The organism is Streptomyces sp. NPDC090127 (genome assembly GCF_044746945.1).
Classification (GTDB): domain Bacteria; phylum Actinomycetota; class Actinomycetes; order Streptomycetales; family Streptomycetaceae; genus Streptomyces.
This window is the reverse complement of the sequence record NZ_JBIVDE010000008.1, coordinates 107,695-130,641: the sequence shown is the minus strand read 5'-3', so window position 1 is coordinate 130,641 and position 22,947 is coordinate 107,695. Positions and strand designations below refer to the sequence as shown.

Below are 22,947 nucleotides of genomic sequence, written 5' to 3'. Positions count from 1 at the left end.
CATAACCGCAGCCCAATCGGCATTTCACGCGCCGCGCGCAGCCGCCTAACGTGGGTTTCGGAGCCCTCTTGACGGGTCCACTATTCTGGACTCGTAAGTGCAATCTGATGAACCATCCAGTAGGGGAGTGAACCGGTGGACAGTCCGGTCAAGGACATCGCCGGCACCGGCGTACCGGCCACCGCGGCCACCGCCTCGGCGCCCTCCGCCCGGGGTGCCCGCCTGGGGCCGGTCGCGCTCGTGCTGGCCGCCGGGGTCTCCGTGCAGTTCGGGTCCGCCGTGGCCGTGACGCTCATGCCGCGCGCGGGTGCGCTGGGCGTCGTCACGCTGCGGCTGGTCCTCGCCGCCGCCGTCCTGCTGATCGTCTGCCGCCCGAAGGTCCGCGGCTACGGCCGCGCCGACTGGGGCACCGTCGTGGCGTTCGGTACGGCCATGGCCGGGATGAACATCTTCATCTACCAGGCCGTCCAGCGGATCCCGCTCGGCGCCGCGGTGACGCTGGAGGTCCTCGGGCCGCTGCTCCTCTCCGTCATCGCCTCGCGCCGCCTCGCCAACCTCGTCTGGGCCGGGCTCGCCCTCGGCGGCGTCCTCCTGCTCAGCGGGCTGCTCGGCGGCGGCGGCTTCGACCGGCTCGACCCGGTCGGCACCGGCTTCGCCCTCGCGGCGGGCGCGATGTGGGCGACGTACATCGTCTTCAGCGCCCGCACCGGCCGGCGCTTCCCGCAGGCGGACGGGCTCGCGCTCGCGATGGCCTTCGGCGCCGTCCTGAGCCTGCCCTTCGGCATCGTCGAGGCGGGCGGCAGACTCCTCGTCCCCTCGACGATCGCCCTCGGCCTCGCGGTCGCCCTGATGTCCTCCGTCCTCCCCTACACCCTCGAACTCCTCGCCCTGCGCCGCCTCCCCGCGCCCACCTTCGCCATCCTGATGAGCCTCGAACCGGCCATCGCCGCGACGGCCGGCTTCCTCGTCCTGAGCCAGGGCCTCTCCCTCGTCGACGCGCTGGCCATCGCACTGGTCATCGCCGCGAGCATGGGCGCCGTCCGCACCCAGGGGAAACACACCCCGGCCGTCCTGGACGCCTAGGACGCGGTCCGGCGTGCGCCCCCGCTGACGCGGGGCGGAGTTTTTCCGCCCCGCTACAAGCAAGCACGCTTGATTGTTTCTTGCGCCGCTGCCATGCTCCTCGGCACACGCCCGTGTCCCGAGGGGAGCGCACCGTGTCCGACCCCGTCGTCGTACTCGCCGATCTACGCGGTGAGAGCGAGGAAGTCGATCTGCTCGTACGCGAGTTGAGCGACCAGAAGTGGGCCGTGCCCACCCCCGCGCCCGGCTGGACCATCGCCCATCAGGTCGCCCACCTCGCCTGGACCGACCGCGCCGCGCTCCTCGCCGTCACCGACGCCGAGGGGTTCGGCGCCGAGGCCGAGAAGGCCCTCGCCGCGCCCGAGTCGTTCGTCGACGACGGCGCCGCCGAGGGCGCCGCGCTGTCACCCCCCGAACTCCTCGGGCGGTGGCGCGTCGGCCGCGAGCGGCTGTGGACGGCCCTGCGCGCCGCCCCGCCCGGCGCCCGTTTCCCCTGGTACGGGCCGCCCATGAGCGCCATGTCGATGGCGACCGCCCGTCTCATGGAGACCTGGGCCCACGGGCAGGACATCGCCGACGCCCTCGGGATCGTCCGCCCGCCCACCGCCCGGCTCCGCCACGTCGCCTGGATCGGCGTCCGCGCCCGCGACTACGCCTATCTCGTACGGGGGATCACCCCGCCCGCCGAGCCCTTCCGGATCGAACTGGCCGGGCCGGACGGGGACGCGTGGGCCTTCGGGCCCGAGGACGCCACCCAGCGGATCACCGGCCCCGCCCTCGACTTCTGCCTCCTCGTCACCCAGCGCGTCCACCGCGACGACACCGCCCTGGAGGCGACCGGCGAGGCGGCGGCGCACTGGCTCACCATCGCCCAGGCCTTCGCCGGGCCGCCCGGAGCGGGCCGCGCGCCCGAGGAGCGGCCGTGATCCTCCGTATCGGCAACGCCTCCGGCTTCTACGGCGACCGCTTCGACGCCGTCCGCGAGATGCTCACCGGAGGCGCAGGCGCAGGCGGAGGCGCAGGCGGAGGCGCAGGCGCAGGCGCAGGCGCAGGCGGACCGGCAGAAGGCGCGTCCCTCGACGTCCTCACCGGTGACTACCTCGCCGAACTCACCATGCTCATCCTCGGCCGCGACCTCCTGAAGGACCCCGGCGGCGGTTACGCCAAGACCTTCCTGCGGCAGATGGAGGACGGCCTCGGCCTCGCCCACGAGCGGGGCGTGCGGATCGTCACCAACGCCGGGGGTCTCCACCCCGCCGGCCTCGCCGAGGCCCTCGACCGGCTCGCCGGGCGGCTCGGGCTGCCCACCCGCGTCGGGTACGTCGAAGGCGACCGGCTCCCCGCCGAGGACGGGGTCCTCACCGCCAACGCCTACCTCGGCGGCGCCGGCATCGCCGCCTGCCTCAGCGCCGGCGCCGACGTCGTCGTCACCGGACGCGTCACCGACGCCGCCCTCGTCACCGGCCCGGCGCAGTGGCGTTTCGGCTGGGGGCCGGAGGAGTACGACAGGCTGGCGGGCGCGGTCGTCGCCGGGCACGTCCTGGAGTGCGGCACCCAGGCCACCGGCGGCAACTACGCCTTCTTCGCCCGCCACGACCCGGCCGCCCTGCGCCGCCCCGGCTTCCCGATCGCCGAACTCCACGCCGACGGCACCGCCGTCATCACCAAACACCCCGGCACCGGCGGCCTCGTCGACGTCGGCACCGTCACCGCCCAGCTCCTGTACGAGACGAACGGCGCCCGCTACGCCGGGCCCGACGCGACCGCCCGGCTCGACACCGTACGGCTCACCCAGGAGGGCCCCGACCGGGTGCGGATCGACGGCGTACGGGGCGAGGCGCCGCCGCCCACCCTCAAGGCGGGGCTCACCCGGATCGGCGGCCACCGCAACGAGGTCGTCTTCGTCCTCACCGGCCTCGACGTCGAGGCCAAGGCCCAGCTCGTCAAGGACCAGGTCGAGGACGCCTTCGCGCGCTCCGGCTCCCGTCCCGCCGACGTCCGTTGGGAGCTGGCCCGCACCGACCACCCGGACGCCGACACCGAGGAGGCCGCGAGCGCGCTGCTCCGGCTCGTCGTCCGCGACCCCGCCCCCGAACCCGTCGGCCGCGCCCTCAGCGGCGCCGCGATCGAACTGGCCCTCGCGAGCTACCCCGGCTTCCACGTCACCGCCCCACCCGGCAGGGGAGCCCCTTACGGGGTCTTCGAGGCGATCCACGTCCCCGCCGCCACCGTCCCCCACACGGCCGTCCTGCCCGACGGGAGCCGCGTCGACCTCGCCCCGCCCATCCGCACCCGCGCGCTGGAGCCGGTCGCCGAGCCGCCGCTGCCCGAGCCCCTGGAGGACGGGCCCACGCGCCGGGTGCCCCTCGGGCTCGTCGCCGGGGCGCGCAGCGGCGACAAGGGCGGCGACGCGAACATCGGCGTCTGGGTGGGCACGGACGAGGCGTGGCGCTGGCTCGTCCACACCCTCACCGTGGACCACCTCCGTCACCTCCTGCCGGAGACGAAGGACATGGGTGTCGTGCGGCACGTCCTGCCGAACCTGCGCGCGGTGAACTTCGTCGTCACCGGGATCCTCGGCGAGGGCGTCGCCTCCCAGGCCCGCTTCGACCCCCAGGCCAAGGCCCTCGGCGAGTGGCTCCGCGCCCGCGAACTCGACGTACCGGAGGAACTGCTGTGACCGTCCTCGCCTCCGCCCTCGACACGGGCGGACCCGACTACGCGGCCCACCGCGCCGCCATGCTCGACAAGCTCGCCGCCCTCGACGCCGAGCACGCCAAGGCGCTCGCGGGCGGCGGTGAGAAGTACGTCCAACGGCACCGCGGACGCGGCAAGATGCTCGCCCGCGAACGGATCGAGCTGCTCCTGGACCCCGACACGCACTTCCTGGAGCTCTCCCCGCTCGCCGCGTACGGCAGCGACTACCCGGTCGGGGCGTCGATGGTGACCGGTATCGGTGTCGTCGAGGGTGTCGAGTGCGTGGTCACCGCCAGCGACCCGACCGTGCGCGGCGGCGCCTCCAACCCGTGGACGCTGAAGAAGGCCCTGCGCGCCAACGAGATCGCGTACGCCAACCGGCTCCCGGTCATCTCCCTCGTGGAGTCCGGCGGCGCGGACCTGCCCTCCCAGAAGGAGATCTTCATCCCCGGCGGGGCGCTCTTCCGCGACCTGACCCGGCTCTCGGCGGCCGGCATCCCCACCGTCGCGGTCGTCTTCGGCAACTCCACGGCCGGCGGGGCGTACGTCCCGGGCATGTCCGACCACACCGTGATGATCAAGGAGCGCTCGAAGGTCTTCCTCGGCGGTCCGCCGCTGGTGAAGATGGCGACCGGCGAGGAGAGCGACGACGAGTCGCTCGGCGGCGCGGAGATGCACGCCCGGACGTCGGGGCTCGCCGACCACTACGCCGTGGACGAGGCCGACGCGATCCGTCAGGCCCGCCGGATCGTCGCCCGTCTCAACCACCGCAAGGCGCACGCCGATCCGGCCCCCGCGCAGCCCCCGACGTACGACCAGGACGAGTTGCTCGGGATCGTGCCGGGGGACCTGAAGACGCCGTTCGACCCGCGCGAGGTGATCGCCCGGATCGTCGACGGCTCGGACTTCGACGAGTTCAAGCCGCTGTACGGGACGAGCCTGGTGACCGGCTGGGCGGAGCTGCACGGCTATCCGGTGGGGATTCTGGCGAACGCCCAGGGCGTGCTCTTCGGCGCGGAGTCCCAGAAGGCTGCGCAGTTCATCCAGTTGGCGAACCAGCGCGACATCCCGCTGGTCTTCCTGCACAACACCACCGGCTACATGGTCGGCAAGGAGTACGAGCAGGGCGGCATCATCAAGCACGGCGCGATGATGATCAACGCGGTGTCGAACAGCCGGGTGCCGCACCTGAGCGTGCTGATGGGCGCGAGCTACGGCGCCGGGCACTACGGCATGTGCGGCCGGGCCTACGACCCGCGCTTCCTCTTCGCCTGGCCGAGCGCCAAGTCGGCCGTCATGGGCCCCCAGCAGCTCGCGGGCGTGCTCTCCATCGTGGCGCGCGCGAGCGCGGCGGCGAAGGGGCAGCCGTACGACGACGAGGCGGACGCCGGGCTGCGCGCGATGGTCGAGGCGCAGATCGAGTCGGAGTCGCTGCCGATGTTCCTGTCGGGACGGCTGTACGACGACGGCGTCATCGACCCCCGCGACACCCGCACGGTCCTCGGGCTGTGCCTGTCCGCGATCCACACGGCACCGGTCGAGGGCGCGCGCGGCGGCTTCGGCGTCTTCCGAATGTGAGGCAGGAACCCATGATCCGTTCAGTCCTCGTCCGGACGGTCCTCGTCGCCAACCGGGGCGAGATCGCCTGTCGGGTGTTCCGTACGTGCCGGGAGCTGGGCATCGGGACGGTCGCGGTCCACTCGGACGCCGACGCCTCGGCCCTGCACGTCCGGCAGGCGGACGCGGCGGTACGGCTGCCGGGGGCGGCGCCCTCGGAGACGTACCTGCGCGGCGACCTGATCGTGAAGGCGGCGCTCGCGGCGGGCGCGGACGCGGTGCACCCGGGGTACGGCTTCCTGTCGGAGAACGCGGAGTTCGCGCGGGCCGTGCTCGACGCGGGGCTGGTGTGGATCGGGCCGCCGCCGGAGGCGATCGAGGCGATGGCCTCGAAGACCCGGGCGAAGGAGCTCCTCGGCATCGCCCCGCTGGCGGCCGCCGACGTCGCAGAGGCGGACCTGCCGGTGCTGGTGAAGGCGGCGGCGGGCGGTGGTGGGCGGGGCATGCGGATCGTCCGTGAGCTCGGCGCGCTGGAGGCGGAGCTGAAGGCCGCCTCGGCGGAGGCGGCGAGCGCGTTCGGGGACGGGGAGGTGTTCGTCGAGCCGTACGTGGAGAACGGCCGCCATGTCGAGGTCCAGATCCTGGCCGACGGGCACGGCACGGTCTGGGCGCTCGGCACCCGCGACTGCTCGCTCCAGCGCCGGCACCAGAAGGTGATCGAGGAGTCCCCGGCGCCGGGGCTCGCGCGGAGCCTGGTGGAGTCCTTGTACGCCCGGTCGGTCGCCGCCGCGCGGGCGGTCGGGTACGTGGGCGCGGGGACGGTGGAGTTCCTTGTCGCGGACGGCCGGGCGCACTTCCTGGAGATGAACACGCGGCTCCAGGTGGAGCACCCGGTCACGGAGGAGGTCCACGGCGTGGACCTCGTGGCCCTCCAGATCGCGGTGGCGGAGGGCCGGGCGCTGCCGCCCGAACCGCCTCTCGCGGGCGGCCACGCGATCGAGGCCCGCCTCTACGCCGAGGACCCGGCCTCGGGGTGGACGCCCCAGGCGGGCACCTTGCACGCGCTGGAGTTCCGCCCCGGGCCTCGTGTCGACACCGGCTACGCCTCCGGCGACACCGGCCCCGGGCCTCGTGTCGACACCGGCCGCGTTTTCGGCGACACCGCCCCCGGGCCCCGTGTCGACACCGGCCGCACCTCCGGCGACACCGGCCCCGGGCCCCGTGTCGACACCGGCTACGCCTCCGGCGACACCATCGGCGTCCACTACGACTCCATGCTCGCCAAGGTCGTCGTCCACGCCCCCACCCGCGCCGCGGCCGTGCGCAAGCTCGCGCACACGCTGGAGGGCGCCAGGATCCACGGGCCCGTCACCAACCGGGGCCTGCTCGTCGCCTCCCTGCTCCACCCCGACTTCCAGGACCCGGCCCGTGTCGACACCGGGTTCTACGAGCGGAACCTCGACGCCCTCACCCAGGCGCCGTCCGGCGAGGCGTACGCCGCCGTCGCCGCCGCGCTCGCGGACGCCGTCGCCCGTCAGGGGCGGTTCGGGGGCGGGTGGCGGAACGTGGCCTCGCAGGACCAGGTCGTGGCCTACGGCGACCACGAGGTCCGGTACCGGCCCACCCGTGACGGCGGGTTCACCGTCACCGCCCCCGAAGGCGTCCGTGTCGTCTCCGCCGACCCCGACCGCGTACGGCTCGAAGTGGACGGTGTGGTCCGGGGCTTCGACGTCGCCCGGTACGCCGACGTCGTGTACGTCGGGCCCCACCGGCTCACCCGCCGCCCCCGCTTCCCCGACGCCGCCGAGCAGCGCGAGCCCGGTTCGCTGCTCGCGCCCATGCCCGGCACCGTCGTCCGGGTCGCGGACGGGCTCGCGGTCGGTGCCCAGGTCACCGCCGGGCAGCCGCTCCTCTGGCTGGAGGCCATGAAGATGGAGCACCGCGTCATCGCTCCCGCCTCCGGCACGCTCACCGCGCTCCACGCCGCCCCCGGCCGCCAGGTCGAGGTCGGTGCCCTGCTCGCCGTCGTACAGCAGTCCGTACAGACCGATGCACAGGAGGAAAAGACCCCATGAGCAGCGTCATCGAGTCCCCGGAACACACCGCCCTGCGCTCCGCCGTCGCCTCCCTCGGCCACCGTCACGGCCCCGACTTCGACCGGGCCACGCTCTGGGCCGAGGCAGGGAAGCTCGGCTACCTCGGGGTGAACCTCCCCGAGGAGTACGGCGGCGGGGGCGGCGGCATCGCCGAACTCTCCATCGTCCTGGAGGAGGCGGGCGCGGCCGGCGCGCCCCTGCTGATGATGATCGTCTCACCGGCCATCTGCGGCACGGTGATCGCCCGGTTCGGCACGGAGGACCAGAAGCGGGAGTGGCTGCCGGGCCTCGCCGACGGCAGCCGCACCATGGCCTTCGGCATCACCGAGCCCGACGCCGGCTCCAACTCCCACCGCATCACCACCACGGCCACCCGCACCGAGGACGGCTGGGTCCTCAACGGCCGCAAGATCTTCGTCTCCGGTGTCGACATCGCCGACGCGACCCTCATCGTCGGCCGCACCTCCGACGCCCGCACCGGCAACCTCAAGCCCTGTCTCTTCATCGTGGACCGGGACGCCCCCGGCTTCGGCCGCCGGGCCATCGACATGGAACTCGCGGCCCAGGAGAAGCAGTTCGAGCTGACGCTCGACGACGTCCACCTCCCCGCCGACGCCCTCGTCGGCGACGAGGACGCGGGGCTGCTCCAGCTCTTCGCCGGTCTCAACCCCGAGCGGATCATGACCGCCGCCTTCGCGATCGGCATGGGCCGGTACGCGCTCGGCAAGGCCGTCGCCTACGCCAAGGAGCGCCAGGTCTGGAAGTCCCCGATCGGCGCCCACCAGGCCATCGCGCACCCGCTCGCGCAGGCCCACATCGAGCTGGAGCTGGCCCGGCTGATGATGCAGAAGGCCGCCCACCTGTACGACGCCGGTGACGACATCGGCGCGGGCGAGGCCGCCAACATGGCCAAGTACGCGGCCGGCGAGGCGTGCGTCAAGGCCGTCGACCAGGCGGTGCACACCCTGGGCGGCAACGGCCTCACCCGGGAGTTCGGCCTCGCGCGGCTCATCACCGCCTCCCGGGTGGCCCGTATCGCGCCCGTCAGCCGGGAAATGATCCTCAACTACGTGTCGCACCAGTCCCTGGGTCTCCCCAAGTCGTACTGAGCCGGTCCATCCTGTCGCCACGTCCCGCGCCACCGTCCCGCCGACGTCCCGAGCCACCTCCGACAGCCAAGGGGCACGCATGGTGTTTCACAGCGAGTACGCGGATGTTCCGGCCCTCTCCCTCCCCATCCACGAGGCCGTCCTCGGCCGGGCCGCCGAGTTCGGTGACGCCCCGGCCCTGATCGACGGCGCGGGCGGGGGACCGACCCTCACCTACGCCCAGGTCGACGCCTTCCACCGGCGGGTCGCCGCCGGTCTGGCCGAGGCGGGGGTCCGCAAGGGCGACGTCCTCGCCCTGCACAGCCCCAACACCGTCCTGTACCCGGTGGCGTTCTACGCGGCCACCCGGGCCGGTGCGTCCGTCACCACCGTCCATCCGCTCTCCACACCGGAGGAGTTCGCCAAGCAGCTCCAGGACTCCTCCGCGCGCTGGATCGTCACCGTCTCGCCCCTGCTGCCCGCCGCCCGTCGCGCCGCCGAACTGGCGGGCGGCATACGCGAGATCTTCGTCTGCGACACGGCCGACGACTGCCGTTCCCTCCAGTCCTTCCTCGGCTCCACCGCCCCCGAACCGGACGTGGCGATCGACCCCGACGAGGACGTCGCCGCCCTCCCGTACTCCTCCGGCACCACCGGGGTCCCCAAGGGCGTGATGCTCACCCACACGTCGATCGCCACCAACCTCGCGCAGCTCGATCCGCTCATCCCGATGGGCCCGGGCGACCGCATCCTGGCGATCCTTCCCTTCTTCCACATCTACGGGCTCACGGCCCTGATGAACGCCCCGCTGCGGCACGGCGCCACCGTCGTCGTCCTGCCCCGCTTCGAGCTCGACACCTTCCTGGCCGCCATCCAGGACCACCGCATCAACGGCCTGTACGTCGCCCCGCCGATCGTCCTCGCGCTGGCCAAGCACCCGGCGGTCGCCGACTACGACCTGTCCTCCCTGGAGTACATCGTCAGCGCCGCCGCCCCGCTCGACGCCTCCCTCGCCGAGGCCTGCTCGGCCCGGCTCGAACTGCCGCCGGTCCGGCAGGCGTACGGGATGACGGAGCTCTCCCCGGGCACGCACGTCGTGCCCCTCGCCGCCCCGAACCCGCCGCCCGGGACCGTCGGAAAGCTGCTGCCCTCCACCGAGATGCGCATCCTGTCCCTCGACGACCCGTCGCAGGACGCCGGGCCCGGCGCGGAGGGCGAGGTCGCCATCCGGGGTCCGCAGGTCATGAAGGGGTACCTCGGCCGCCCCGACGCCACCGCCGCGATGATCGACGCCGACGGCTGGGTGCACACCGGCGACATCGGCCGCGTCGACGAGAACGGCTGGCTGTTCGTCGTCGACCGGGTCAAGGAGCTCATCAAGTACAAGGGCTTCCAGGTCGCCCCGGCCGAGCTGGAGGCCCTGCTGCTCACCCACGACGGCATAGCGGACGCGGCCGTCGTCGGCGTGCGGGACGAGGACGGCAACGAGATCCCGAAGGCGTACGTCGTCCGGCAGGCGGGCGCGGCCGATCTGAGCGCCGAGGACGTGAGGGCGTACGTGGCGGGGAAGGTCTCCCCGTACAAGAAGATCAGGCGCGTGGAGTTCGTCGACGGCGTGCCGCGCGCCGCGTCGGGGAAGATCCTGCGGCGCGAACTGAGGGACCGAGAGTGAAGGTGGACCTGTGATGAAGGTGGACCGTTGAAGCTCGACCGGGGCATCGCCACGCTCACGCTGGACGCCCCGGAGAACCGCAACGCCCTCTCGGCGGCGCTGGTCGCCGAGCTGACGGCGGCGCTCGGTGAGTGCGGGCGGGACCCGGCGGTACGGGCGGTGGTGCTCACCCACACCGGCTCGACGTTCAGCGCGGGCGCCGACCTGAAGGCGCCGCCGAGCCCGTACGCGTTCGTGGATCTGCTCCGGCGGATCGTGGAGCTGCCGAAGCCGGTCGTGGCGGTCGTCGACGGCCACGTCCGGGCCGGCGGTCTCGGGCTGCTGGGCGCCTGCGACATCGTGGTGGCCTCCGCGGACTCCGACTTCGCGCTGACCGAGGCGCGGATCGGGGTCGCGCCCGCCGTCGTCTCGCTGACGCTGCTGCCGAAGCTGGAGCCGAGGGCGGCGGCGCGGTACTACGTGACGGGGGAGCGGTTCGGGACGGCGCAGGCGCTCGCGATGGGGTTGGTGACCGCGGCCGCGGAGGAGCTCGACGCCGTCCTGGAAGGGCTGCGCAAGGGCTCCCCGCAGGGGCTGGCCGAGTCGAAGCGGCTGGTCACGGCTAGAGTCCTGGAAACCTTCGAGCGCGACGCGGAGGACCTGGTGCAGAGGTCGGCCTCGCTCTTCGCCTCCCCTCAGGCGCGTGAAGGGATGACGGCCTTCCTCGAACGACGGGACCCCGAATGGCGGTTGTGACCGGCCCCCGGCAGGGCCCCCAGCAGGACAGGAGCCGCGCCACCCGGCAGCGGCTCCTGGAGGCGGCGGTGGCCTGCCTGGCCGAACATGGCTGGGCGGGCTCCACCGTCGCGGTGGTCGCCGAGCGCGCGGGGGTCTCGCGGGGCGCGGCGCAGCACCACTTCCCCACCCGCGAGGACCTCTTCACGGCGGCCGTCGAGTACGTCGCCGAGGAACGCTCCCAGGCCCTGCGCGGTCTCCCGGCCCGCGACCGCCGCGAGGCCGTCGCCGCGCTGGTCGACCTCTTCACCGGGCCGCTCTTCCGCGCCGCCCTCCACCTCTGGGTGGCGGCCGCCCACGAGCCCCAGCTGCACGCGCGCGTCACGGAGTTGGAGGCCCGCGTCGGCCGCGAGTCGCACCGCATGGCGGTGACCCTGCTGGCGGCGGACGAGTCCGTCCCCGGGGTACGGGAGACGGTGCAGGGCTTCCTGGACATGGCCCGGGGCCTGGGCCTGGCGACCCTGCTGACGGACGACGGGGCCCGCCGCGAGCGGGTGGTGGCCCAGTGGTCCGTCCTCCTGGACGAGGCGCTGGGCGTTCAGGGCACGGGTACGGAGAGCGCCGCGAGGTAGCCGGTGAGCGCCGCCGCCGTGCCGGCGAGCGGGAAGCGGGCGCCGAGCTGCCCGTCGGGGCGGACCAGGAAACCGGTCGGGCCGTCGGGCCGGTAGAGCCGGGCGAACTCCCCGGCCGCGTCCCGGTATCCGGGCAGGCCGTCCGGCAGGTGGTCGGCCTCGCGCGCGAGCAGGGCGACCGTCGTCAGGCCGTCGCCGTCGCTGCCCGCCGCCGTGGCGACCACCGCGCCGCCCTCCGCCGCCCTGGCGAGGTCGGCGGCCTGGTCCGCGTAGAGCACCAGGACGTGTCCGGTGCGGCCGCGCAACACGTCGAGCAGGCGCAGCGGATAGGTGGCGAGGGGGAGGGTCAGGCCGGTGCAGTCCGGCGCCCGGTCGCCGGGCTGCGGCGCGTCCTCGGGACCGTACGGGCCGCCCGCCAGCGGTCCGCCCCGGTAGCTGACGAGGAGCTGGGCCTCGCGCACCATCAGGGCCCGCGGGTCGCCGGGGTCGGCGGTCATGCCCTGGGTCGAGTGCCGGACGGTCCGGCCCACGACCTCCTCGCCGACCGGGCGGCGCTCCGCGTCGTAACTGCCGAGCAGCGCGGGCCCGGCCTGGCCGCGGACGACGAGCGCGAGCTTCCAGGCCAGGTTGCAGGCGTCCTGGATCCCGGTGTTCATGCCCTGGGCGCCGGTGGGCGGATGGATGTGGGCGGCGTCCCCCGCGACGAAGACCCGGCCCTCGCCGTACCGGTCGACGATCCGGTGGCTGATCCGGAACACGGACGACCAGCGCAGGTCGGAGACGCGGGTGGGCACCGGTGAGAGCCGGTCGACCGCGGCCTGGATGTGCGCGAGCTCGGGCGCCCGGCCGCCCTCGACGCCGTGCGCGACGCCGTCCCCGGGCGCCGCGTCCTCGCCCCGCGTCGAGAGCTCCGGCGGGACCGACATCGACAGCCGGTAGCGGCTCCTGCCCGGGAGCGGGACGCCGACCAGGACCTCGTCGCCCGAGCCGCCCTCGGCGCGCCGCGTGGAGCGCAGGCCGTAGCCGTACGGCAGGTCCCAGCCGACCTCGACGTCGCCGAGCAGGTACTCCGCCGGGAACGCCCCGCCCTCGTAGCTGAGCCCGAGCCCCTTGCGGACGGTGCTGTGCGCGCCGTCGCAGCCGACCAGATAGCCGACGCGCAACTCCTCCTCCACGCCTGAGGCCGTCCGCAGCCGGGCCGTCACCCCGTCCGCGTCCTGCGCGAAGGACAGCAGCTCCGTGCCGCGCTCGATGACCGTGCCGAGGCCGGCGAGGTACGCCTCCAGGAGCTGTTCGGTCGTGTACTGGGGCAGCGCGGCGAAGCCGTACGGCACCTCCGGCGGCAGGGTCAGGTCGATCCGGTCCTGCTGCCGCCCGTCGACGTACGTCAGCTGGCCGCGCAGCGGGACCGCCGCCTCCAGGACGGTGCGGGCGAGCCCCATCCGGTCCCAGATCTCCAGGGTGCGCGGCTGGATCCCGACGGCCTTGGCGTACAGCAGCCGGGCCGGCAGCCGGTCGACGAGCCGGCACCGCACCCCCTGCCTGCGGAGCTCGGCGGCCGCGCTCAGCCCCACGGGCCCGGCGCCCACGATCAGCACATCGGTCGTACGGCTTTCTGCCACGGGTGCCTCCTCGTGCACGCGGCGGGCGGGCCCCTGGAGCGGTCGCGTGTCCATGGTCACCCGGCGGCGTGACGGGCGCCACATACGTCCCGCGCGCCCCGCAGTACGCTGGTCCCATGCTGTCGCTCGTACGCCGTCGCCACGTGGACTTCGTCCGCGTCACGAGCATGGGCTGTCGGCGCTCCGCCTGACCTCGAAGCCCCTCTTCTTCAGGCACCCGCGCCCCCGCCCCACCCCGGCGGCGAGCCCGGGACCCCGTACACCCCGCGGACGCACACCATGACGCAGAACGCGCACACCCAGCCGTACACCTCGCAGCCGGACGACTCCCGGCCGGACGACGCCCGGCCGTACACCTCGCGGCCGAGCAGTGAGCGGCCCTACGCCTCCCAGCTGCCGATCGTGGACCTCTCCGCCGCCGACCGCGGCCCCCAGGCGCGCCGGCTGCTCCACGCCCAGCTGCACTCCGCCGCCCACGACGTGGGCTTCTTCCAGCTCGTCGGGCACGGCGTCACCGAGGCCGAGACGACGGCCCTGACCTCCGCGACGAAGGCATTCTTCGCCCTCCCCGATGCCGACCGGCTGGCGATCGACACCACCAACTCACCGCACTTCCGCGGCTACACCCGCATCGGCGACGAACGCACCGCCGGCTCCCGCGACTGGCGCGACCAGCTCGACATCGGCGCCGAGCGCCCCGCGCGCGTGCCCGGCCCGGCCGAGGCCCCCTACTGGTGGCTCCAGGGGCTCAACCAGTGGCCCGCCGCCCTGCCCGAGCTGCGCCTCGCCGCGCTCACCTGGGTCGAGCGGCTCAGCGGCGTCGCCGAGCGGCTGCTGCACGAGCTGCTCGCCTCCATCGGCGCGCCCGCCGGCTTCTACGACGACGTCTTCGGCGACCGGGCCCACCCGCACCTGAAGCTGGTGCGCTATCCGGGGAGCGCGGGCGACGGCGCCGACCAGGGCGTCGGCGCCCACAAGGACTACGGCTTCCTGACGCTGCTCCTCCAGGACCAGGTCGGCGGCCTTCAGGTCGAGCGGGAGGACGGCCTCTTCCACGACGTGCCGCCGCTGCCGGGCGCGTTCGTCGTCAACCTCGGCGAGCTGCTCGAAGTGGCGACCAACGGCTATCTGCTCGCCACGAACCACCGGGTGGTCTCGCCGCCCGGAGCGACGGAACGATTCTCCGTCCCGTTCTTCTACAACCCGCGGCTCGACGCCCGGATCGCCCCGCTGGCCTTCCCGTACGCCTCGACGGCGCCCGGCGTCACGGCCGACCCGGCGAACCCGCTCTTCGCCGAGTACGGCCGCAACGAACTGAAGGGCAAGCTGCGCGCCCACCCGCTGGCCGCGGCCCGCCACCACGCGGACCTGCTGCTCGCGGAGGCACGCCCGCTCACGGCCGCCTGAGCGGGCCGGACGCGGTCGGCCCGCGCCCGGCCAGGCCGCGTCCGGCCCGCGTCGGGGTCAGGCCGCGTCCGGGCCAGGTCGCGTCCGGGCCGCGTCGGGGTCAGGTCGCGTCCGGGCCGCGTCGGGGTCAGGCCGCGTCCGGTCCGCGTCGGGGTCAGGCCGCGTCCGGCCCAGGTCGCGTCCGGTCCGCGTCGGGGTCAGGCCGCGTCCGGCCCAGGTCGCGTCCGGCCCGCGTCGGGGTCAGGCCGCGTCCGGCCCAGGTCGCGTCCGGCCCGCGTCGGGGTCAGGCCGCGTCCGGTCCGCGTCGGGGTCAGGCCGCGTCCGGCCCAGGTCGCGTCCGGGCCGCGTCGGGGGCAGGCCGCGTCCGGCCCGCTGCCCGGCGCCCGCGTCCGGCCCGCTGCCCGCGTCCGGCCCGCCGCCCGCGTCCGGCTCAGCCCGCGCCCCGCCCGCGTCCGGCTCAGCCCGCGCCCCGCCCGCGTCCGGCTCAGCCCGCGTACGACGCCAGGTCGGCGTAGCCCGCGATCTCGTGCGGGTCGCGCTGGCCCGGGCCGGTGTAGCGGGCGCTCGGCCGCACGAGGCGGCCCGTGCGCTTCTGCTCCAGGATGTGCGCCGACCAGCCGGCCGTACGGGCGCAGCTGAACATCGACGTGAACATGTGGGCCGGGACCTCGGCGAAGTCCAGCACGATCGCCGCCCAGAACTCGACGTTCGTCGCGAGGACGCGATCGGGGCGGCGGTTGTGCAGCTCCTCCAGGGCGGCCTTCTCCAGCGCCTCCGCGACCTCGAAGCGCGGCGCGGCGAGCTCGCGCGCGGTACGGCGCAGGACGCGGGCGCGCGGGTCCTCGGCGCGGTAGACGCGGTGGCCGAAGCCCATCAGCCGCTCGCCCTGGTCCAGGGCCTTCTTCACGTACGCCGTGGCGTCGCCGGTCCGCTCGATCTCCTCGATCATGCCGAGCACGCGGGACGGGGCGCCGCCGTGCAGCGGTCCGGACATGGCGCCCACCGCGCCGGACAGCGCGGCGGCCACGTCGGCGCCGGTGGAGGCGATGACGCGGGCGGTGAACGTGGAGGCGTTCATGCCGTGCTCGGCGGCCGAGGTCCAGTACGCGTCGACGGCCTTGACGTGCTTCGGGTCGGGCTCGCCGCGCCAGCGGATCATGAACCGCTCGACGACCGACTCCGCCTTGTCGATCTCGCTCTGCGGCACCATCGGCAGGCCCTGGCCGCGCGCCGACTGGGCGACGTAGGACAGCGCCATGACGGCGGCGCGGGCGAGGTCGTCGCGGGCCTGCTCGGCGTCGATGTCGAGGAGCGGTTTGAGGCCCCAGACCGGGGCGAGCATGGCGAGCGCGGACTGCACGTCGACGCGGATGTCACCGGAGTGGACCGGGATCGGGAAGGGCTCGGCAGGCGGCAGACCGGGGTCGAACGCGCCGTCGACCAGGAGACCCCAGACGTTGCCGAACGAGACATGACCGACCAGGTCCTCGATGTCGACACCGCGGTACCGAAGAGCGCCCCCCTCCTTGTCGGGTTCGGCGATCTCCGTCTCGAACGCGACGACTCCTTCGAGTCCGGGTACGAAGTCGGACATCAGGCGGCTCCTCTATCGATGATCAATCATCCGGTGCTGGCGGACCTGTCGGTCGGACGGACCTGTCGGTCGGTGCGGGGGACCTGTTGGCCGGACGGCGACAGTCGAAGCAACTGTCGAAGCAACAGTCATCCAGCCCAAGAGTCTGTACGGTTCCGCTGATGCGGGGAAGCGTGACATCCGGCACACTGCGCCGATCCGGCGACGAAGGATTAGCGGCCCGCGATGCCGGGCAGACTGCGCCTCTGCGGCAGGATGACCCCTGTGACCGACGCCCTCGATCCCGCCGACATGCGCGAGCAGTACCGCACCACGGAGCTGTCTGTGGCCGACCTCGCCCCCGAACCGATCGCACAGTTCACACGCTGGTTCAAGGACGTCGCGAACAGCCCGGCGATCCACGAGCCGAACGCGATGGTCGTCTCGACGGCGACGCCCGACGGCCGGCCGTCCTCCCGCACGGTGCTCCTGAAGCACTACGACGAGGCGGGTTTCGTCTTCTACACGAACTACGCCTCCCGCAAGGGCGGGGAGCTGGCGGCCAATCCGCACATCTCGCTGCTCTTCCCCTGGCATCCGCTGGCCCGCCAGGTCATCGTCACGGGCCGGGCGTCCCGCACCGGCCGCGACGAGACCGTCGCGTACTTCCGCACCCGGCCGCACGGCTCCCAGCTGGGTGCCTGGGCCAGCCACCAGTCCTCGGTGATCGAGTCCCGCGACGAGCTGCTCGCCCGTTACGCGGAGCTGGCGGCGCGCTATCCGGCGGACGAGCAGGTGCCGGTGCCGCCGGAGTGGGGCGGCTTCCGGGTCGTCCCGGACACCGTGGAGTTCTGGCAGGGCCACGAGAACCGGCTGCACGACCGGCTGCGGTACGTCCGCGCCGAGGACGGCGGCGCGGGTGACGGCGCCCCGGACGGCGCGGGCGCGTGGCGGGTGGAGCGGCTCTCACCCTGACGGGTCACCCCCGCGCGCCCTGACGGGTCACCCCCGCGCGCCCTGACGGGTCACCGCCGAGCGCCCTGACGGGATCACCCCGAGAGCTTCGACGCCTCGCTCAGCGCCGTCTCGACGGCGTGCGGGATGTCGGTGACCGGGAACTGCGCGTGCCGCACGGTCCGCTCCCGGTCCAGGACCAGCACCGCGCGCTTGAGCCGGAGCGCCTGACCGGCGCGGAAGGTCGGCAGCCGGAGCGCCGCCGCGAGCCGGGCGTCCATGTCGGAGAGGAGCGGGAACGGGATCTCCTCGGCGGCGGCGAACGCGCGCTGTTCGTCGGGGCGCTGGGTCGAGACGCCGTGGACGGCGATCCCGGCGGCCGTGAACGTGTCGTACGCGTCCTGGAAGAGCCGGTTCTCCAGCGTGCAGCCGACGGCGCCGGGGATGTCGTCCCAGCCCGTCGGCAGCGGGCTCGGCCGCCCGGTCGCCGGATAGCAGAAGAGCACGGTGGCGGCGGCGTCCGGGTCCACCGGGTCCCGCTCGTCGCCGGTGTGCGCCGGCAGGGTCAGGCGGGGCAGCCGGGTGCCGGGCAGTTCCTGGACGCGCAGGGCCTCGGCGCTGTGCTCGTCGGCGGAGCCGGTCAGGCTCCCGTCGCCGAGCAGCCAGCGGTCGGACCAGTCCTGGAGGGCGACCAGGACGGGGAGCAGGGCGCGCCCGGCCGTGCTGAGCCGGTACTCGTGGCGCACCGGCCCCTGCTGGTACGGCACACGGTCCAGCACACCGCTGTCGACGAGGTGGCCGAGGCGCTCGGTGAGGACCTTGCGGGAGATGCCGAGCTCGGCCTGGAGCTCGTCGAAGCGGTGCCGTCCGCGCGCGGTCTCGCGGACGAGCAGCAGACTCCACCAGTCGCCGACGACGGCGGCGCCCTGCGCGATGGCGCAGGCGGCGTCGCGCTCGGGCACGGCTCGGACCATGCGCTCCTCCTTCGGATGCGGACGTGGTGCGTGGTGCGTGGTGCTGCGTGGTGCGTGGTGATGCGTCGGTCCATCTTGCGGCACCGGGTGAGTTCCCGATAGAAACTCAGGGTAAGTTCCGTAAAGAGACTCACTCGCGCGTGCCGTGACCGACGGCCGACGATCCGTGGCTCTCGGGGAGGGGAACCCGCATGTCCACAGCCTGGGCGACCGCCTGGCGCACCTGGCTCACGACCCGTCGCGCCTATCCATGGACGTACGCCGTCGGCACCGTCCTGCCCGCGGCGCTCGCCATCGGGCTCGCGTATCTCGGCTACCACGCCATCGGCGGCGGGGCGGTCGCCGAGGACTTCGGCGAGGGCAGCGGCACCACCGCCTACCTCGCGTACGTCGTCGTCGGCGCGACCGCCTTCCAGTTCACCGTCCGGCTCATCCTCTGGTCCGCGAAGGCGCTGATCACCGAGCAGCGGCAGGGCACCCTCGGCGCGCTCCTGGTCGCCCCCGCCCGGCGCTTCCCCTACCTCGCCGGGTTCACCGCCTTCGCCGTCCTCAGCAGCCTGGTCGAGTTCCTCGCCCTCGGTGTCGTGGTCGCCCTGCTCGGCATCTCCGTCCCCGTGTCCTCCGTCGCCGGCCTGCTGCTCGGCGCCCTCGCGCTCGTCGTCGCCGTCTTCGCGCTGTCGGCCGGACTCGGCGGGCTGATGATCGCCGCCGGGGAGGCGCACATCTCGCAGAACACCGTCTTCATCGTCCTCGGCCTGGTCGGCGGCTTCACCTTCCCCCGCGCGTATCTGCCGGAACCGGTCCGGTGGTTCGCCGAACTGCTGCCCACCACCGCCGCCACGGACGTCCTGCACGCCTCGACCACGGGCGGCGCGGGTTCGCTGTCGGAGCTGCTCCCGCGCCTGGCGGTGAGCGGGCTGCTGAGCGCCGCGTACCTGGTCCTGGGCCTGACCTACCTGCCGCGGGCCGAGGCCCGCGCCGTAGAACGGAGTTACTGACATGACGGGCATCCAGGTCCGGTCCCTGCGCAAGGACTTCCCCGTACGGACCAAGGGGATCTTCGGGGCCAAGGAGGTCAAGCGGGCGGTCGACGGCCTCGACCTCGACATACCGCGGGGCAGGATCACCGGTCTGCTCGGCCTCAACGGCGCGGGCAAGACCACCACCATCAAGGTCCTCGCCACCCTGCTGCGCCCCACCTCCGGCTCGGTCGCCGTCGACGGCCTCGACACCGTCGCGGGCGCCCGCGAGGTGCGCCGCCGCATCAACCTCATCGCGGGCGGCGAGCGCATGGTCTACACCCGGATGACGGGCCGCGAGAACCTCTGGTACTTCGGCCAGCTCTACGACGTCCCGAAGCGCGAACTGCGCACCCGTATCGACGATCTGCTGAGCCTGGTCGGGCTGACCGGCGCGGCCGACACGATGGTCGAGCGGTACTCGCGCGGCATGACCCAGCGCCTGGCCATCGCCCGGGGCCTGGTCAACCGTCCCTCCTACCTCCTCCTCGACGAGCCCACCCTCGGCCTGGACGCCCCGATCGCCCGCGACCTGCGCCGCGTCGTGGCCCGGCTCGCGGAGGAGGGTACGGGCGTCCTCCTCACCTCCCACTACCTGGCCGAGGTCGAGGAGCTGTGCGGCCATGTGTACGTGATCTCCGCGGGGCGCCACCTCGCCGAGGGCAGCCCGGCCGAACTGAAGGCGGCCACCGGCAGCCACCGTACGATCCGCCTGACGGTGACCAACCCGGGCGAGGCGACGGCGGGCGTCGCGGCGAGCTTCGGCGCGACCCGACAACCCCTCCCCGGAGGAGGCGAGTTGCTCACCCTCCGTCATCCGGACGACGTGGCGGGCCCGCTGGCGGCCGCGATCGTCGGCGCGGGCGGCTCGATCGGCGGCCTGGAGATCGCGGAGGCGAGCCTGGAGGACGCGATCCTGGCGCTCGCGGAGACGGGCGAGGAGGCCTACGCATGAGCCCCACCCCGCACACCGAACGCCCCCGCGAACCGTCCGCCACCCCGCACACCGAACGCCCCCGCGAACCGTCCGCCACCCCGCACCGCGCACTGCGCCACGCGCTCCGGGTCTTCGCGGCGGAGACCCTGAAGCAGCACCGCCGCCTCTTCGGTCAGCCGATGGTCGTCTTCTCGATGCTGGTGTGGCCGGTGCTCCAACTGGCCACCACCTACTACACGCTGCGCCCGGTCGCCACGGCCTCCCCGGCCGCCGCGAACTGGCCGCTCGCCGCCGACCCAGAGCGTCTCCTCGCGTTCCTGGCCACCGGAACGCTCGCGTACGCCTTCTTCTTCTCGCTCGTCCAGAGCGCCTGGCACTTCTCCTTCGAGCGCGCCACCGGCACCCTGGAGCTCCTCTTCCTCTCCCCGGCCGGCCGCCTCACGCTCATGGTCGCCAACGGCGCGGGAGCCCTCCTCCAGAACGCCTGGCTGCTGACCTGCTTCACCGTCGCCGCGCTCACCGGCTTCGGGACGCTGTCGGTGTCGGCCTGGTGGATGTACGGGATCGTCCTGCTGGCCCTGCTGATCCCGGCGGTCGCCTGGGGCGCGTTCCTCAACAGCCTGCTGGTCTTCTCGCGCGACTCGGGGTTCCTCTACACGATCCTGGACGAGCCGCTCTGGTTCGTCTCGGGCGTCCGCCTCCCGCACTTCGCCCTGCCGACGGCGGTCCAGCTGGTCGGCGCGGTCTTCCCGCTCACCGGCAGTCTGATCGCGGTCCGCGGCGCCCTCCTGGAGCACCGCCCGCTCGGCGAGCTCGCCCCCACGCTCCTCGGCCTGGCGGCGCTGAGCGCCGTCCTGATCGCCGCCGCGGCGGTGATCCTCCGCGTGGGCGAGGCCCGGTCCCAGCGCACGGGCAAGCTCTCCCTGGCCTAGCGAATCCCCCCGGAGAATCGCCCGGGGCCCCACCCCGGGCCCCACCGGCCCCCGGAGAACGCAGACGACCCGTGGGCCTTGGTCCCGTCCGCTCGAGTTCGGACGAGAGCCGGCCGGACTTACCGGCGGCCCACGGGTCGGGTGACTGCTTGGGTATCGGCAGAAGGCCTGCCGAGGTGCACAGAGTGCGACGGCAGGCCTTAGCCCGCAGTCACCTCACGAGTCCGAAAAGAAACCATGTTTTCGGATCACCTCCTTTCAGCGTGTACCCACAGCCTAGGAACCCTTCCGCGAAGCCTCAAGCGATTTATCGCGGCGACCTGACGCCGTCCGCTCGTTCGTTTCCGGGACGCAACGTTTTCATGGAACCGGGTGTGTTCTGCGTCACGTTCGAGTTGAATGATCCGAGGCGTGCGGATGCACGCGCGTACACCGTCCTGCAGGGGGTTGCCGGGATGAGTGCTGCCAGGGGTGGGACCACGTCTGTGCCAGGGGATGATCTGCTCGCCGCGCTCCTCGACGGGATGGACGCGGCGCTCTGCGCCTTCGACGCCGACGGGAACGTCACGCACTGGAACAAGGAGGCCGAGCGGATACTCGGCTGGTCGGCCGCGGAGGCCGTCGGCCGGCGCGGGTTCGAGGGGTGGGCGGCGCGGCCCGCCGACGCCGCGAAGGCGCTCGCCCGCCTGATGGCCGCGATGGAGGCGCCGGGCCGGCTGGTGCACGAGTTCGCGCTGGTACGGAAGGACGGCGGCCGCGTGCTCGTGCGGACGCAGTCCGCCGGGGTGCGCGGCGCGGACGGCGGGCCCGCCGGGGTGTACTGCGCCTTCAGCGAGGTGCACGCCCAGATCGACCTGGAGCGATCGATCGCGCTGAGCGAGGCGCTCTTCGAGGACGCGGCCTGGGGGGTGGTCCTCGTCGACGTGGACCTGCGCCCGGCCGTCGTCAACGGGTACGCGGCCCGCGTCATGGGCGCCGGGCGGACCACGCTGCTCGGGCGGCCGCTCGGAGAGGTCGTCGCGCAGGGGGTGGAGGACCTGGAGTCCGCCCTGGAGCACGTGCTCGCGGAGGGCGCGCCGAAGGCTCCGGCCGAGGTGTGGGTGACGTTGAGGACACCGGACGGCGAGCGGCGCCGGTGCTGGCGCAGCGGGTTCGTCCGGCTGTCGTCGCCGCTCGCGGAGGAACCGGTGCCACTCGGCGTGGGCTGGCTGTTCCAGGACGTGACGGAGGAGCGGCTGGCCGAGCAGGAGGCGGACCGGCTGCGCTTCCGGTACAGCCAGCTGCACCGGGCCGGGGCGGTCGCCGCCGAGTGCGAGGACCCGAGGGAGGCGGCGACGGTCCTCCTCGACTTCGCCCTCGCGGGCTTCGCCGACCACGCGCTCGTCGACGTCACGGCCGGCGAGCGCCGGCTCGTGCGGGTGGCGTCGACACCGGCGGGTGAGCCGGGCCCGGTGGTGCCGGTCGCGGGCGGGGGCATCCCGCTGCGCTACCCCTCGGGCCACCCGGTCGTCCAGGCCCTGTCCCGCAGGGGCCCGGTGCGGGCGTCGGCGACCGCCGCCGGCGGCTCGCAGGCCGCCGAGGACTGGGCGACGGAGCGACTCTGGCCGCGCGCCGCGGTCCACGCGCTCTGCCTGCCCCTGCGCAGCCGGGGGAGGACGGTGGGGGCGGTGACGTTCCTCCGGTCGGCCTCCCGCACGCCCTTCGAGCGCCCGGACGCGGTCTTCGCGGAGGCCGTGGCGGGACGGGTCGCGGCCTCGCTGGACCTGGCGGGCATGTGCGCGGGAGGCGACCCGGCACGCGACGGAGCCACCGGCCCGTCCTGAGGACGCGGGCCCGTCCTGGGGACACGCGCCCGTCCTGAGGACGCCGGCCCGTCCTGAGGACTCGCGCCCGTCCTGAGGACGCCGCTCGACCGTGGTGACGGGAGCGGGGGCGAAGAGGCTGCTACGCGGGGCGGGGGCGGGGCGCTCGCATGCACCCCGCCCCCGCC

General features: G+C 73.9%; 18 protein-coding genes. 15 read left to right on the top strand and 3 right to left on the bottom strand.

The genetic code is table 11. The features are described from left to right. Window positions 1-156 precede the first annotated feature (156 nt). From ACIPPS_RS27270 to ACIPPS_RS27230, 9 genes are all read left to right on the top strand, one after another. A complete protein-coding gene (locus ACIPPS_RS27270; RefSeq protein WP_401437729.1) occupies window positions 157-1,083 on the top strand; it encodes an EamA family transporter in 927 nt (308 codons plus the stop codon). A 134-nt stretch (window positions 1,084-1,217) separates the two neighbouring features. Beyond that, window positions 1,218-2,009, top strand: a complete 792-nt coding sequence (locus ACIPPS_RS27265) for a TIGR03084 family metal-binding protein (RefSeq protein WP_401437114.1) — start codon at window positions 1,218-1,220, stop codon at window positions 2,007-2,009. Then, entirely contained in the window at window positions 2,006-3,763 is a 1,758-nt protein-coding gene (locus ACIPPS_RS27260; protein WP_401437111.1) for an acyclic terpene utilization AtuA family protein, read from the top strand. The genes ACIPPS_RS27265 and ACIPPS_RS27260 overlap by 4 nt, the downstream gene beginning before the upstream one ends. After that, the gene (locus tag ACIPPS_RS27255) at window positions 3,760-5,358 is read left to right on the top strand and encodes an acyl-CoA carboxylase subunit beta (protein ID WP_401437108.1); all 1,599 of its coding nucleotides are present in this window, start codon (window positions 3,760-3,762) and stop codon (window positions 5,356-5,358) included. Before ACIPPS_RS27260 ends, ACIPPS_RS27255 begins: the two co-directional genes overlap by 4 nt. Before the next feature lie 11 nt (window positions 5,359-5,369). Beyond that, window positions 5,370-7,412 (top strand): acetyl/propionyl/methylcrotonyl-CoA carboxylase subunit alpha, encoded by a 2,043-nt coding sequence (locus ACIPPS_RS27250; protein ID WP_401437105.1) that lies wholly within the window; start codon window positions 5,370-5,372, stop codon window positions 7,410-7,412. Further along, on the top strand, window positions 7,409-8,542 hold the full coding sequence (locus ACIPPS_RS27245) for an acyl-CoA dehydrogenase family protein (RefSeq protein ID WP_401437102.1): 1,134 nt from the start codon (window positions 7,409-7,411) through the stop codon (window positions 8,540-8,542). Before ACIPPS_RS27250 ends, ACIPPS_RS27245 begins: the two co-directional genes overlap by 4 nt. A gap of 79 nt (window positions 8,543-8,621) precedes the next feature. After that, a complete protein-coding gene (locus ACIPPS_RS27240; RefSeq protein ID WP_401437099.1) occupies window positions 8,622-10,193 on the top strand; it encodes a 4-coumarate--CoA ligase family protein in 1,572 nt (523 codons plus the stop codon). A gap of 27 nt (window positions 10,194-10,220) precedes the next feature. Further along, the gene (locus ACIPPS_RS27235; RefSeq protein ID WP_401437096.1) at window positions 10,221-10,928 is read left to right on the top strand and encodes an enoyl-CoA hydratase family protein; all 708 of its coding nucleotides are present in this window, start codon (window positions 10,221-10,223) and stop codon (window positions 10,926-10,928) included. Next, window positions 10,916-11,539, top strand: a complete 624-nt coding sequence (locus tag ACIPPS_RS27230; protein WP_401437093.1) for a TetR/AcrR family transcriptional regulator — start codon at window positions 10,916-10,918, stop codon at window positions 11,537-11,539. The genes ACIPPS_RS27235 and ACIPPS_RS27230 overlap by 13 nt, the downstream gene beginning before the upstream one ends. On the opposite strand, the gene ACIPPS_RS27225 is transcribed toward ACIPPS_RS27230, so the two are convergent. Continuing rightward, the gene (locus tag ACIPPS_RS27225; RefSeq protein ID WP_401437090.1) at window positions 11,506-13,161 is read right to left on the bottom strand and encodes an FAD-dependent monooxygenase; all 1,656 of its coding nucleotides are present in this window, start codon (window positions 13,159-13,161) and stop codon (window positions 11,506-11,508) included. The genes ACIPPS_RS27230 and ACIPPS_RS27225 overlap by 34 nt on opposite strands. 279 nt (window positions 13,162-13,440) lie before the next feature. Here ACIPPS_RS27225 and ACIPPS_RS27220 point away from each other — a divergent pair, with 279 nt between their 5' ends. Next, window positions 13,441-14,568, top strand: coding sequence for an isopenicillin N synthase family dioxygenase (locus tag ACIPPS_RS27220; RefSeq protein ID WP_401437087.1), 1,128 nt, complete (start codon window positions 13,441-13,443; stop codon window positions 14,566-14,568). A gap of 484 nt (window positions 14,569-15,052) precedes the next feature. Here ACIPPS_RS27220 and ACIPPS_RS27215 read toward each other — a convergent pair whose 3' ends face one another. Then, window positions 15,053-16,162 (bottom strand): citrate synthase 2, encoded by a 1,110-nt coding sequence (locus ACIPPS_RS27215; RefSeq protein ID WP_401437084.1) that lies wholly within the window; start codon window positions 16,160-16,162, stop codon window positions 15,053-15,055. A 291-nt stretch (window positions 16,163-16,453) separates the two neighbouring features. On the opposite strand from ACIPPS_RS27215, the gene pdxH reads away from it, so the two are divergent. Then, window positions 16,454-17,116: a pyridoxamine 5'-phosphate oxidase gene (gene pdxH, locus ACIPPS_RS27210; RefSeq protein ID WP_401437727.1), complete on the top strand. Its 663-nt coding sequence runs from the start codon at window positions 16,454-16,456 to the stop codon at window positions 17,114-17,116. Between the two features lie 74 nt (window positions 17,117-17,190). On the opposite strand, the gene ACIPPS_RS27205 is transcribed toward pdxH, so the two are convergent. Continuing rightward, a complete protein-coding gene (locus tag ACIPPS_RS27205; protein ID WP_401437081.1) occupies window positions 17,191-18,069 on the bottom strand; it encodes a winged helix-turn-helix transcriptional regulator in 879 nt (292 codons plus the stop codon). A 191-nt stretch (window positions 18,070-18,260) separates the two neighbouring features. On the opposite strand from ACIPPS_RS27205, the gene ACIPPS_RS27200 reads away from it, so the two are divergent. From ACIPPS_RS27200 to ACIPPS_RS27185, 4 genes are all read left to right on the top strand, one after another. Further along, window positions 18,261-19,067 carry an ABC transporter permease gene (locus ACIPPS_RS27200; protein ID WP_401437078.1) on the top strand — a complete coding sequence of 269 codons (807 nt, stop codon included), beginning with the start codon at window positions 18,261-18,263 and terminating at the stop codon, window positions 19,065-19,067. A 1-nt stretch (window position 19,068) separates the two neighbouring features. Continuing rightward, a complete protein-coding gene (locus ACIPPS_RS27195) occupies window positions 19,069-20,043 on the top strand; it encodes an ABC transporter ATP-binding protein (protein ID WP_401437075.1) in 975 nt (324 codons plus the stop codon). After that, window positions 20,040-20,957, top strand: coding sequence for an ABC transporter permease (locus ACIPPS_RS27190; protein ID WP_401437072.1), 918 nt, complete (start codon window positions 20,040-20,042; stop codon window positions 20,955-20,957). Before ACIPPS_RS27195 ends, ACIPPS_RS27190 begins: the two co-directional genes overlap by 4 nt. Window positions 20,958-21,412: 455 nt before the next feature. Next, window positions 21,413-22,780, top strand: a complete 1,368-nt coding sequence (locus ACIPPS_RS27185; RefSeq protein WP_401437069.1) for a PAS domain-containing protein — start codon at window positions 21,413-21,415, stop codon at window positions 22,778-22,780. Window positions 22,781-22,947: the final 167 nt, after the last annotated feature.